Genomic DNA, 13,519 nt, shown 5'->3' with positions numbered 1-13,519 from the left:
AAGCGAAGGGCCCCCGGAGCGTGCGCTCCGAGGGCCCTTGCCAGCAGGCGAGCGTCAGCCGTCCGTCGCGATGGCCTTGAGGATGTCCATCCGCGAGGCCTGCCAGGCCGGCCAGATGGCCGCCACCACGCCAGCGATCGCGGCGCCGATCGTGTACACAGCGAGCCAGATCCACGGGATCGCGATCGTCGTGAACCCGAACTCCTCGAGCGCCCTCACGAGCGCCGCGCCGAGCCCGACGCCAAGGATCATGCCCAGGATGGTGCCGAAGATCGCCATGACCATGGCCTCGATCGTCACCATCCGCCAGATCGACGACTTCCTCACGCCGACCGCGCGCAGCAGACCGATCTCTCGCGTCCGCTCGGTCACCGACAGCAGCAGCGTGTTGGCCACGCCGAGGATCGCGATGATGAGCGCAGCGCCGAGCATCGCGGAGATCACGCCCAGGATCAGGTCGATGAAGCTGTTCGCGAAGGCAGCCAGATCATCAGGCTGCTGCAGGGTCACCAGCGGGTACTCCGCGGCGAGCGCCTCGGTGAGGTCGGTCTGCGCCTGGTCGACGTCGACTCCCTCGTCCATGACGATCATCGCCTGGAACAGCGGCACGCTCGTGAAGAGCTCGGCGCCGATCGACTCGTCGACCCAGAACGAGGCGTCACCCTCGGTGTTGTACGTGCCGGTGACCGTGAGGTCGAGCGCCGCGGCATCGCCCTCGAGGGTCACCACGTCGCCGACCTCGACGCCGCGCTTCTGGATGTCGGGTCCGATGTAGACGCCGCCGTCGAGCTCGTCGAAGTCGGGATCGTTGTCGTAGTCGTAGGCGAGGTCCGCGAGATCCTGCTGGATCACCCCGATCGACTCGGCCGCCCCGTCGTACATGACCGACGTGACTCCCGTCGTCGTCACGAAGTCCACGCCGTCCTCGCCGGCGAGCAGGTCGATCGCGCCCTCGGGGATCTCGCCCTGTGTGCTGAGCACGAAGAACTCGGCCTCGATCTGCGTGAACTGGCTCGTCACGACCGCCTTGAGCGACTCCGTGAAGGTCGACACGAGCGCGAGCAGCATGACGCCGATCATGAGCGCCGCGGCGGTGTTCGCCGAGCGCCGGGGCTCGCGGTGGATGTTGTTCGCGGCGAGCTTGCCGTCGATCTTGAAGATCCGCGTGAGCACGTCGCGCAGCCCGAAGGCGAGCGGCACGAGCACCTGGGCGGCGAGCAGCGTGACGCCGATGACGAGCGCCATCGCACCCGAGCCGACGTACCAGTACGGGTCGGCGACCCCGGTGTAGAGGCCGATGAAGATCGCCACGACGCCGAGCAGCGCGATCGCGCCTCCGACGATGTTGCGCAGCTTGAGCGGCTTCTTCGACTCGGTCGCCGCCTCGCGCAGCGCCTCCATCGGGGAGATGGTCGACGCGTGGATCGCGGGCATGAGCGCCGACACCAGCGTGACGAGCGCGCCCAGGCCGTAGCTCCACAGCACCGCGTCGAGAGGCAGGGTGACCGTGCCGAAGATCTCGCCCGAGAAGGCCTCGACGAGAGCGGACATGCCGATCGCGGCGAGGTAGCCCAGGATGATGCCGATTGTCGCGGACACCGCCGCGATCACCACCGCCTCGAGCAGGATCATCGAACGCAGCTGCCGCCCGGTCACGCCGATGGCCCGCATGAGCCCGAACTCGCGGGTGCGCTGCGTGACGATGATGCGGAAGGTGTTGATGATGATGTACGAGCCGACGAACAGCGCGATCAGCGCGAACGCGATCGCGAAGATGTCGATGTACTGCAGGATGTCGTCGAGCTCCTCGGCGGACTCGGCGGCCTTCGCCTCGCCGGTGAGGGCACGCGTGCCGTCGGGGATGACCTCCGAGATCGCCTCTGCGACCTTCTCCGAGTCCGCTCCGTCGTCGACGATGACCGCGATCTGCTGGTAGCCGTCGCTCTCGGTCAGGGTCTGCGCCGCCGACTCGGTCATGTAGGCGAGATTCGCGCCCTGCAGGGAGTTGTCCTCGCCGAACCTCACGAGGCCCACGAGGGTGAACTCCTCGACGCCGGTGTCCGTCGCGACCGAGACCGTGTCGCCGATCTCGTAGCCGAGCGCGGGAGCGGAGTCGATGTCGAGCACGATCTCGTCGTCCGCCTTGGGGCCGGCACCCTCCTCAAGGGTTGCGCGATCGACCTGCGGCTCGCCGGTCCAGTTGAAGATCTGGCTCGGGGCGCCGCCCGAGGACATGAGGTCGCCCGACGGCTCGAAGTCGGCCGCGAGCACCGCGCCGCTGACCTGGATCCCTCCGTAGGCCCCGGCGACCCCGTCGACGGCCTGCACGGCGGCGAGATCGTCGCTCGAGAAGATCGCGTCCGTGGCGGCGAACATGTCGTCGCCGGTGCCGTCTGCCTCCTCCTGGGGCACCTCCTCGACGATCACGTCGGTGTCGCCATAGATGTCGCTGAACAGCGAGTTGAAGCCGCTCGACAGGGCGTTGGTCAGGGTGAGCGTCGTCGCGACGAGCGCGACGCCGAGGGCGACCGCCGCCGCGGTCAGCAGCAACCTCTTGGGGTTGTGCTTGACGGATTTGTAGGCGAGGCGGAACATCAGTGCCCCATCTTCTTCATGCGGTCGAGCACCTTGTCCGCAGTCGGCTCGAGCATCTCGTCGACGATCTGGCCGTCCTCGAGGAACAGGATGCGGTCCGCGTACGCGGCGGCCGAGGGGTCGTGCGTGACCATGACGATGGTCTGGCCGAACTCCTTGACGGCGCGGCGCATGAAGCCGAGCAGCTCGGCGCCCGAGCGGGAGTCGAGGTTGCCGGACGGCTCGTCGGCGAAGATGATCTCGGGACGTGCGACGAGCGCGCGAGCGACGGCGACGCGCTGCTGCTGGCCGCCGGACAGCTCGGCTGGGAGGTGCGTGAGGCGGTCGCCGAGGCCCAGGATCCCGATGATCTCGTCGAACCACGCCTTGTCGACGGCCTTGCCGGAGATGTCCATCGGCAGGGTGATGTTCTCCTTGGCCGACAGCGACGGGATGAGGTTGAACGACTGGAAGACGAAGCCGATGTGGTCGCGGCGGACCTCGGTGACCTTCGCCTCCGGGAGGGACGTGATCGTGATGTCGGCGATCGAGGACTCGCCCGCGGTGAGGCGGTCCAGGCCGGCGAGCGTGTGCAGCAGCGTCGACTTGCCGGAGCCCGAGGGGCCCATGATCGCGGTGAACTCGTGGCGAGCGATGTCGACGTTGATGCCGTCGAGCGCGCGGACGGCGGTGTCGCCGAAGCCGTAGTCCTTGTAGCCGCCGCGCATGGTCGCGGCGAGGGCTGTGGTGGTCATGCTGTTCCCCTTCGAGACTGCCGCGTCCGGTGCGCGGTCGATCCTGACGGGTCCAGTGTGGCCACGGCGGGGCGCTCACGGCATCGTCCGATAGGACGGTTCTGCGCGCTCGTTCGCAGGGACGATGCGGGGGTTGTCCCCGAGTGCGCACGCTCCGGACGGGCCGCGAGGACGACGAAGGGCCCCCAGGAGCCGCAGCTCCGGGGGGCCCAGGACGGCCGGAGATCAGCCGTCGGCGGCCACCGCCTCAAGGATGTCCATGCGCGACGCCCGCTGGGCGGGCCAGACCGCCGCCATGACCCCCGCCAGCGCTGCGCCGACCGTGTACAAGGCAAGCCAGGCCCACGGGATGGTCACGGTGCCGAAGCCGAACTCCGCGAGCGCCTTGACGAGAGCCGCGCCGAGGCCGACGCCGAGCACCATCCCGAGGACCGTGCCGAAGATCGCCATGACCATCGACTCGATCGTGATCATGCGCCATACCGACGAGCGCCTCACGCCCACGGCCCTCAGCAAGCCGATCTCTCGGGTGCGCTCGGCCACCGACAGGAGCAGCGTGTTCGCCACTCCGAGGATCGCGATCACGAGGGCGGCGCCGAGCAGCGCCGAGATCACCCCGAGGATCATGTCGATGAACGACGTCGCGAGCTGAGTGAGCTGGTCGGGCTGCTGGAGAGCGACGAGCGGGTACTCCTCGGTGAAGCGGTCGAGGATCGCCGACTGGACCTCGTCGACGTCGGCGCCGTCCTCGAGCATCACGAGCGACTGGTAGACGCCGAGGTCCTCGTCGAGCGCATCCGCGGTCGACCAGTCGACCCAGAACGAGCCGTCCTCGGACGAGTTCACGAGTCCTGTGACCTCGAGAGTTGCCGTCCCTGACGCACCGGTGAGCGTGACCTCGTCGCCGACCTCGAGCCCCTGCTCCTGGAGGTCAGGCGCGATGAAGACGCCACCGTCTGCGAGCTCCGTGAGGTCGTTGTCGGGGTCCTCGTCGAAGGCGAGCTCCGTGGTCGCAGCGTCCACCGCGACCAGGCCCAGGGTCTCCCCGTCGTAGTCGACGGTGGTGAGCCCCACGGAGGTCACGAGATCGACCCCTGCTGCTCCCGCGACGATGTCGAGTGCGCCCTGCGGCACGTCGCCGCCCTGCGAGTCCGCGACGAAGAGGTCGGCCGACATCTGGTCGAACTCGGCGGTGACAACGGACTTGAGCGATTCGGTGAAGGTCGACACGAGGGCGAGCAGCATCACGCCGATCATGAGCGCGGCTGCCGTGTTCGCCGAGCGGCGCGGCTCGCGCCGGATGTTGTTAGCGGCGAGCTTGCCGTCGATCTTGAAGACACGCGTGAGCAGATCCCGGAGTCCGAAGGCGAGCGGCACGAGCACCTGGGCGGCGAGCAGCGTGACTCCGATGACGAGCGCCATGGCGCCGATCCCGACGTACACGTAGGGCATGTCCAGGTCCGCGTAGAGACCGACGACGATGCCGGCGACGCCCAGAGCAGAGATCGCAGCTCCGACGACGTTGCGGAGTCTGAGCGGCTTCTTCGACTCGGTCGCGGCCTCCCGCAGCGCCTCCATAGGTGCGATCGATGAGGCGTGGATCGCGGGTAGCAGCGCTGAGACGAGCGTGACGAGCGTGGCGAGGCCGTAGCTCCACAGCACCGCGTCGAGCGGAAGCGTCACGGCGCCGAAGATGTCCCCGACGAAGCTCTCCGCGATCGCGGCCATCCCGAGCGCTCCCACGTAGCCGAGCCCGATGCCGAGCGTCGCTGCGACCGCCGCGATCACGACGGCCTCGAGCAGCACCGTGCGCAGCACCTGGCCGCCGGTCACGCCGATGGCGCGCATCAGCCCGAACTCGCGCGTCCGCTGGGTGACGACGATCCGGAACGTGTTGACGATGATGTACGAGCCGACGAACAGCGCGATCAGCGCAAAGGTGATCGCGAAGATGTCGATGTATTGGAGCATGCTGTCGAAGCTCTCGGACTGCTCGGCCTGGAGCTGCTCGCCTGTGACCGCACGCGTGCCCTCGGGGATCATCGTGGAGATCTCGGACGCGACGGCGTCATTGTCGGCGCCGTCCTCGGTGATGACGAGTGCCTCCTGGTACCCAGCCTCCCCGGTGATCTCGTGCGCGCGAGCCTCGGTCATGTATCCGAGCGTTGCGGTCTGGAGAGAGTTGGACTCCCCGAAGCGGACGAGCCCGACGAGCGTGAACTTCTCGATGCCGTCCTCGGTGGCGATCTCGACGGTGTCGCCGAGCGAGTACTGGAGCTTCTCCACGGAGTCGACATCCAGGACGATGGCGGCGTCAGAGGTCGGAGCGGACCCCTCGATGAGCGTCGCCTTGTCGACCTCGGGGAGCCCCCACCAGTTGTAGAGGATGGTCGGCGCGGAGGCGCCGGCCATCATCGAGCCGTCAGCCTCGTAGCCGGACGGCAGCACCGTGCCGTCGACCATGAGGCCTCCGTAGACGCCATCGACCCCGTCGACCGCCTCGATCGCGGAGACCTCGGCGGCCGTGAGGATCTCCCCGGCGCCGGCCCACATGTCGTCGTCCGCGGTCGTGGAGTCGACCGCCTCGACCGCGACGTCCGTCGTGCCGGCCGTCTCGGCGAACAGGTCGTCGAAGCCGCTCGACAGGGCGTTGGTGAGGGTGAGCGTCGTGGAGACGAGTGCGACGCCGAGCGCGACCGCGACCGCGGTCAGCAGCATCCGCTTGGGATTGTGGCGGACGGATCTGTAGGCGAGGCGGAACATCAGCGGCCCATCCTCTTCATCCGGTCGAGCACGAGGTCCGCGGTGGGCTCTCGCATCTCGTCGACGATGCGGCCGTCGTCGAGGAACAGGATGCGGTCCGCATGGGCGGCGGCCGACGGGTCGTGGGTGACCATCACGATGGTCTGGCCGAACTCCTTGACGGCGCGGCGCATGAAGCCGAGCAGCTCGGCGCCCGAGCGGGAGTCGAGGTTGCCGGAGGGCTCGTCGGCGAAGATGATCTCGGGACGTGCGACGAGCGCGCGAGCGACGGCAACGCGCTGCTGCTGGCCGCCGGACAGCTCGGCTGGGAGGTGCGTGAGGCGGTCGCCGAGGCCCAGGATCCCGATGATCTCGTCGAACCACGCCTTGTCGACGGCCTTGCCGGAGATGTCCATCGGCAGGGTGATGTTCTCCTTGGCCGACAGCGACGGGATGAGGTTGAACGACTGGAACACGAAGCCGATGTGGTCGCGGCGCACCGCGGTGACCTTCGCCTCGGGGAGCGAGGTGATCGTGATATCGGCGATCGACGACTCGCCGGACGTCAGCTTGTCGAGCCCCGCAAGGGTGTGCAGCAGCGTCGACTTGCCGGAGCCCGACGGTCCCATGATCGCGGTGAACTCGTGGCGGGCGATGTCGACGTCGACTCCGTCGAGCGCGCGCACGGAGGTGGCGCCGAAGCCGTAGTCCTTGTAGCCGGCACGCATCGAGGCGGCGGTCGCGACGGTGGTCGGTGCGGCGATGGTGGCCGTGATGGTGGTCATGCTGTTCCCCCTTCAGATCCTGCGGCCAGTCCGCGAAGGATCGTGATGGGTTCAGTGTCCGCACCCCCGTGCGGGTGGGTCATCGCCCAAAGGGAGGGTTGAGGACCCCCATGTTTCTCGGGGACGGAGGGGCGTCCCCATGGGGGACGAGTGGGGGTGTCCCCTGAGCCGTCAGCCTCGAGGCAGGACGATGCCGGAGTCGTAGGCCTCGACCACGGCCTGCACGCGGTCGCGCACCCCGAGCTTCGTGAGGATGTGGCTCACGTGGGTCTTCACCGTGGTGTTCGAGACGAACAGCTCCGAGGCGATCTCCTGATTCGACAGCCCTCGCGCCATGAGCTGGAGCACCTCGACCTCGCGGTCGGAGAGGTCGCCGATCGCCTCGGGCGACGGCTGGTGGGGTGCGTCCGGCGCGGGTGCGGGCTCGGACGCGGCGACCGGAGACGCAGCCGTGGTCGGTCCTGAGGAGGAGGTCGCGAACCGCTCGATGACGCGCCGGGTGACCTCGGGGGCGAGCAGCGCCTCGCCGCCCGCGACCACGCGGACCGCGTCGACGAGCGCGTCGCCCTCGGCGCTCTTCAGGAGGAACCCTGACGCGCCGGCGCGCAGCGCCTCGTACACGTACTCGTCGTCGTCGAAGGTGGTGAGGATGACGACGCGGGCGGTGGGGTGGCGCGTGATGAGCTCGCGGGTGGTCGCGATGCCGTCCATCCCCGGCATGCGGACGTCCATGAGGACGACGTCCGCGTCGTGCTGGGCGGCGAGGTCGAGCGCCTGCTGGCCGGACGAGGCCTCGCAGCACACCTCGATGTCGCCCTCGGACTCGAGGATCATCCTGAGCCCGACGCGCACCATCTGCTGGTCGTCGACCAGCGCCACCTTGATCATCGGTTCCCCTTGGCTCGACCGCGCGCCACGCTCGCGCGCACCTGGTCGTCGGTGACCGGAAGCATAGCGTGGACCGAGAAGCCGCCGCCCTTGCGGGGCCCCAGCTCGATCGTGCCGCCGAACTGCGCGACGCGCTCGCGCATGCCGGCGAGCCCGTGCCCGCCGCTCGAGCTCGCGGCGTCCGAGATCGTGCCGCGGCCGTCGTCCTCGACGTCGATCGTGACCCGGTCGGCGCTGCGGGTGAGCGTCACGGTCGCGTGCGCGCCCGGTCCCGCGTACTTGAGGGCGTTCGTGAGCGACTCCTGGACGATGCGGTAGGCGCTGAGCTCCACGCCCGCGGGGACGTGCGTGGTCCCGGTGATGCTGAGGGTGACGGGAAGGCCCGCGTCCTCGACCTGCTGGGCGAGGTCGGGGATCGCGGCGAGCGACGGCATCGGCGCGAACTCGTCGCCCGGCAGCGCGCCCACGAGGCCCGTCCTGCGGGTGCGCCCCGTGAGCTCGGCGGCCTCGTCCTCGGCCTCGCGCTCGGACGTGCGGAGCACCCCGATCATGCGCTGCATCTCCGCGAGGCCCTTGCGGCCCGAGTCGGAGATGGTGCCGAGCGCCTCGGCGAGGACGGGATCGTCCTTCGAGGCGCGCCGGCGCGCGCCCTCGGCCTGCAGCGTCATCACCGTCATCTCGTGCGCCACGACGTCGTGCAGCTCGCGCGCGATGCGGGCCCGCTCGGCGCGCACCGCGTCGGCCGCGGCGAGGCGCTCGGCCTGCTTGCGCCGCTGGGCGTCGAGCTCGAGCTCGGTCAGGCGCTCGCGGCGACGGTAGTCGGTGAAGCCCATGCCGACGGGGACGGCGACCGCGAGCGCCGCGGACGCGTACGACCACGCGGACACGTAGTCGGTGACCAGGAAGCCGACGGTGATCCAGAAGAACATCACGGCCGTGGCCGAGCCGATGTGCATGAGCGCCTGCCGGGGCGGCAGATACGACGCGACGCCGTACAGCGCGATGTAGATCGCGAGCATCGCCGGGTTGTCGACGTAGCCGATGCCCGCGGAGATGACCCAGAACAGCATGCTCGCCCACATGACCGCGCGCGGGTAGCGCTGGCGGAACGCGAGCGGCGCGACCTGCAGCGCGATGAGGACGTAGCCGATCGCGTCCATGGGGTGCCCGCCGGTCTCGGCCGCCGGGTCGGAGGCGAGCACGGTCACGACGGACAGCACGAGCATCGCGACCGCGACGAGCACGTCCGGCAGGCGAGGCATCTTGAGGTCCACGAGGTCAGGCTAGCCGTGAGGGCCCTCCTTCCCCAGGGACTCACAGCCGTGGAGCCCCAAGTCGGCTGTCCACAGATGCGTGCGGGGCCCGGAGCTCGGCTCCTCTGCCTGGCTACCGTCGGCCCGTGCGACGAGCCGGAGGGCGCCATGGATCTGCTGCTGACACTGCGGGAGGGGGAGCGTGCGCGCATGGTCAGCGTCACGCTCGCCGATGGGGCGAGCGTCGTCGACCTCGCGCGGCGCCTCGGCCGGAGGCCCGAGGGGGAGGGCGTCACGCTGCGCCTGCTCCCGCTGTCACGCGGCTCCGGCGCGGAATGGACGATGCTCGACCCGGCCTGCGATGTGCACGCGGCGGGCCTGCGGTCGGGGGACGAGGTATGCGTCGTCGCGGCCCCGTCGGAGGGGCATGCGCCGGCCGCCGCCGCGGTGCGGGCGGTCTCCGGCCCCGACGCCGGCACCGTCTTCCCACTGCGACGAGGCGTCAACGTCGTGGGGCGCGACCCGGGCTCCGCGGTCCGGCTGACCGATCCGCTCGTCGCCGGTCGGCACGCCGCGATCCACGTCGGCGTGGGCATCGAGATCCACGACCTCGGGTCGTCGCTGGGGCTCGCGGTCGCCGGCACCGCGGCCACCCGAGCCCCGTTGGGCGAGGGCGACGAGGTGTCGGTCGGCGGTACGACGCTGCGGCTTGGAGCGGCCTCGGGCGACGACGCAGAGCCGCGGGAGGTCGGCGACGTGGTGATCGCGCGGCCGCTGCCCATGCCGCTTGTGCCGTCCGAGCCGATCGATCTTCCCGAGCCGCCGTCGGAGCCGGAGCCGCGAGGGATGCCGCGCGCCGCGCTGCTCGCCCCCGCGCTCATGGGCATGGCGATGTTCGCCGTCACCGGGCGTGCGATCTCGCTCGTCTTCGTCGTGATGTCCCCGCTCATGATGATCGCCGGAGTGCTCGATGCGCGGGGCGAGCGGCGCCGCAGGCTCGCGGCGATGCGCGAGGATTTCGAGGCCGAGCTTGGCGAGGCGGAGAGGCTCCTCGCGGCGCGCGTCCCCGAGGAGAGGAAGGCGCTCGAGGAGCGGTCTCCGCCGACCGTGGCGACCTGTCGTGCGGCCGCAGAGCGCGGCCCGATGCTGTGGACCAGGAGGCCCGAGCATCCGCGCTTCCTGGCCCTGCGCCTCGGCACGGGGCACGTGCGCGCGCACGCTCCTCCGTCGGCCCGCCCCGGGGGAAGAGCGCTCGCGGACGCACGGGAGCGGGTCGCCGCTCTCGCCGCGCGATTCGCGACCGTGCCCGACGCGCCCGTGATCGCCTCGCTCGACGTCTGCGGCGCGGTGGGTATCGCGGGTCCCCGGGCGACAGATGCGGCTCGGGCCGTGGTGCTCCAGGTGGCGATCCTGCACGCACCCTCCGACTGTGCGCTCGCGGTCCTCGCCGGTCCGGAGGAGGCCGAGGACCCGTGGAGGTGGACCAGATGGCTCCCGCACGCCAAAGCGGGAGAGGGGATGCTCGGATGCCCCGCCGTCGCTGCCGGCCGCGCCCGCGCCGACCTGCTCGAGGCGCTTGAACGCCTCGTCTCGGCGAGGTCTGGCGGCTCGATCGGCGCCGTCGGGCCGACCCCGCGCACCGCGGATCGCGAGCCCCGCGGGGGCGTCCCGGGGACCCCCTCCGTCGTTGTGATCGTCGATGCGCGGGATCCCTCGGAGCGCTCCCGCCTCGTACGGCTCGCCGAGCGGGGCGCGGACGTCGGCGTCCACGTCGTGTGGGTCGCGGACCTGACCTCGCTCGTGCCAGGCGCGTGCCGCATCGTCCTGGTGACGCACGACGACGGTGGCGGGCTCGTCATGGACGTCCTGCGTGGCGGATCTCCGACGCATGTGCGTGTCGAGGCGGCGACCGACGCGGACGCGGAGGCCACCGCACGCCTCCTCGCCCCGCTCGTCGACGCGGCCGCGGTCGCCTCGGCTCAGGAGGACCTGCCTCGCGAGGCGCCGCTGGTCCCGCTCCACGGCGTGGACGTGCTCGATCCGAGCGTGCATGCGGCGCGGTGGCGGGCCACGGCCCCGCACGGAGGTCGAGGGTCGCTTCGGGCGCTCATCGGCCACGCGGGGCACGCCCCGTTCTACCTCGACCTGGTCCGCGAGGGCCCGCACGCGCTCATCGGCGGCACGACCGGAGCCGGCAAGTCCGAGCTGCTTCAGGCGTGGATCCTCGGCATGGCCTGTGCGCACGGGCCTCGAGAGGTGACCTTCCTGCTCGTCGACTACAAGGGCGGTGCTGCCTTCGCGGAGTGCGTGGGGCTGCCGCACACGGTGGGTCTCGTGACGGACCTCGAGCCTCGGCTCGCGGACCGCGTGCTCCTGTCGCTGCGCGCCGAGCTGTCCCATCGCGAGCGCCTGCTCTCCGCCGCCGGGGCCAAGGATCTCGACGCCCTGCACGAGTCCGGTGGGCCAGCGACCCCTCGCCTCGTGGTCGTCCTCGACGAGTTCGCGACGCTCGCCGCCGAGGTCCCCGCCTTCCTCGACGGGGTGGTCGACATCGCGCAGCGTGGCAGGTCCCTCGGGCTCCACCTCATCATGGCCACCCAGCGTCCGGCCGGGGTCATCCGCGACAACCTCCGCGCGAACACCAACCTCCGTCTCGCGCTGCGCGTGGCGGACGAGTCGGACTCGCGCGATGTGCTGGGCGTGGGCGCCGCGGCGCATCTTGACCCAGCGATCCCCGGGCGCGTGCTCGTGCGGTCCGGCGCCGGGCCGCTGAGACGCTTCCACTCGGCGTTCGGAGGGGCCCGATCCGCCGAGGCGATGCCCGGTCCCGAGATCGGGGTGGCCGACGTAGGCATGGGCGTGAGGCGGGACTGGCCGGAGCCGGCCCGCGACGCGCGCCCGCCGACCTTCGACACCGACGCGGCGAGAGTCGTCGAGGCGCTGCGGACGGCGAGCGCGCTCGTCGGTGGCTGCCGTGTGCGTCGCCCGTGGCTCGACGAGCTGCCCGCGTCCCTTGCGCTCGAGGACCTGCCGCGCGGCGGCGATGCACTCGTGCTAGGGCTCGTCGACGAGCCCCAGCACCAGCGTCAGGCTCCCCTCGTGTGGAACCTCGCGACCGAGGGTGCGCTGCTGATCGTCGGCGGCCCAGGTGCAGGGGCCTCGACCGCACTGAGGACCATCGCCGCGGCGTCGGCGCGCGCCGCGGGCGGAAGGCCGACGCACCTGTACGGCATCGACTCGGGAGGCGGCGGGCTGTCGCCCCTGCACGGGCTCCCGCAGGTGGGCGACGTGATCGAGGCCTCCGACACCGAGAGGCTCCGGAGGCTCCTGGGCGACCTGGCGGGCGAGGTGCGGCGTCGTCGCCGCGAGCCTCCCGAGGACGCGGAGGGGGCTCTTCCCCGCGTGGTGCTCCTGATCGACGGAGCGGCCCAGCTGCAGGCCGAATGCCTGCATGTGCCCGGACGCGAGCAGGCGTGGGAGGACTTGCGGGAACTCGTCGCGGATGGCCCCGCCGCAGGCGTGCACGTCGCGATGACGGCGGAGCGCAGCGGTGCAGTGCACACCTCGCTGCGCTCGCTCACGACCCGGCTCCTGCTGCTGCGCGCCGGGGACGATGCGGAGTACGCGCTCGCTGGCCTGCGTGCGCGTCGGCTGCCGCCCGACGCTCCGCCGGGTCGGGTCCTCGACGCTGCGAGCGGGCTCGAGGCCCAGCTCGGGGTGCCAGGCGGCTCGCCTCGCCTCGACGCGCAGGCCCAGGCCCTCGCGGAGCTCGGCCGTCGGTCGAGATCCCGGGCACGCCCCGTGCCGCGTATGCCCAGGGTCGTCGCTCCGGCGTCCCTTCCGTCGGACGTCGACGGGCTGCCCGTCCTCGGGATCGACGAGTCCACCCTCGCGCCGACGGGCCTCTCGCTTGAGCGCTCGCTCGTCATCGCCGGCCCCGCGGGCTCTGGGCGCACCGCGGCTCTCGCCTGGGTCGGGCACGCTGCCCGAGCCGCGGATGCGGACGCGTGCCTCGTGCACCTGTCTCCCCGGCGCTCGTCCCTGGGCGCGCTCGCGGCGTGGACCGACTCGCACGCCGGGCTCGGAGCGGGGGAGGAGTTCCTGGCCAGGTGGGGGGCCGCGCTCGCCAGGCCCGCCGAGGACGATGCGCCCGTGACGGTGCTGCTCGAGCACCTCGGAGACCTGGGGCCAGGCGGGCCCGACCCGATGCTCGCGCAGGTGCTGCGGCAGGCGCTTCGGCTCGGCCACGTCGTCGTGGCGGAGGCGGACTCACACTCGTGGACCGGCCCGCTCGCCACCGACCTCAGGTCCGCACGCCGCGGCATCGTCCTGGCGCCGGAGCCGCCCGACGTCCAGATGCTGCTCGGGGTGCGCACGCCGCGCATGCAGGCGGACTGTCCTCCGGGCAGGGCCGTCGCGATCGAGCCCGGGCGTCAGCGGGTTATCCAGATCCCCTTCCTCGCTCACCTGTTCTCCACAGAAGCCAGGCGGGCCCCCGGAGGCTCGGCGCGCGGCTCGTAGG

General features: G+C 71.3%; 7 protein-coding genes. 1 reads left to right on the top strand and 6 read right to left on the bottom strand.

Going from position 1 to position 13,519, the window contains the following annotated elements; all coding sequences use genetic code 11:
- Positions 1-54: 54 nt before the first annotated feature.
- The 6 genes from B7K23_RS01885 to B7K23_RS01860 all read right to left on the bottom strand — a co-directional run bounded on the left by B7K23_RS01885 (position 55) and on the right by B7K23_RS01860 (position 9,018).
- Entirely contained in the window at positions 55-2,595 is a 2,541-nt protein-coding gene (locus tag B7K23_RS01885; RefSeq protein WP_084124619.1) for an ABC transporter permease, read from the bottom strand.
- The gene (locus B7K23_RS01880; RefSeq protein ID WP_084124617.1) at positions 2,595-3,329 is read right to left on the bottom strand and encodes an ABC transporter ATP-binding protein; all 735 of its coding nucleotides are present in this window, start codon (positions 3,327-3,329) and stop codon (positions 2,595-2,597) included. Before B7K23_RS01880 ends, B7K23_RS01885 begins: the two co-directional genes overlap by 1 nt.
- Positions 3,330-3,554: 225 nt before the next feature.
- The gene (locus B7K23_RS01875; protein ID WP_084124615.1) at positions 3,555-6,092 is read right to left on the bottom strand and encodes an ABC transporter permease; all 2,538 of its coding nucleotides are present in this window, start codon (positions 6,090-6,092) and stop codon (positions 3,555-3,557) included.
- Positions 6,092-6,856 (bottom strand): ABC transporter ATP-binding protein, encoded by a 765-nt coding sequence (locus tag B7K23_RS01870; protein WP_084124613.1) that lies wholly within the window; start codon positions 6,854-6,856, stop codon positions 6,092-6,094. Before B7K23_RS01870 ends, B7K23_RS01875 begins: the two co-directional genes overlap by 1 nt.
- 171 nt (positions 6,857-7,027) lie before the next feature.
- Positions 7,028-7,744, bottom strand: a complete 717-nt coding sequence (locus B7K23_RS01865; RefSeq protein ID WP_084124611.1) for a response regulator transcription factor — start codon at positions 7,742-7,744, stop codon at positions 7,028-7,030.
- Positions 7,741-9,018: a sensor histidine kinase gene (locus B7K23_RS01860; RefSeq protein WP_084124609.1), complete on the bottom strand. Its 1,278-nt coding sequence runs from the start codon at positions 9,016-9,018 to the stop codon at positions 7,741-7,743. The genes B7K23_RS01865 and B7K23_RS01860 overlap by 4 nt, the downstream gene beginning before the upstream one ends.
- A 147-nt stretch (positions 9,019-9,165) precedes the next feature.
- On the opposite strand from B7K23_RS01860, the gene B7K23_RS01855 reads away from it, so the two are divergent.
- Positions 9,166-13,518 (top strand): FtsK/SpoIIIE domain-containing protein, encoded by a 4,353-nt coding sequence (locus B7K23_RS01855; RefSeq protein ID WP_084124607.1) that lies wholly within the window; start codon positions 9,166-9,168, stop codon positions 13,516-13,518.
- The last annotated feature ends 1 nt before the right edge of the window (position 13,519 follow it).

The sequence above is a fragment of the Demequina sp. NBRC 110054 genome, from assembly GCF_002090115.1.
GTDB lineage: Bacteria > Actinomycetota > Actinomycetes > Actinomycetales > Demequinaceae > Demequina.
The sequence above is the reverse complement of the archived record's forward strand: the minus strand, read 5'-3'. Positions and strand labels throughout refer to the sequence as shown.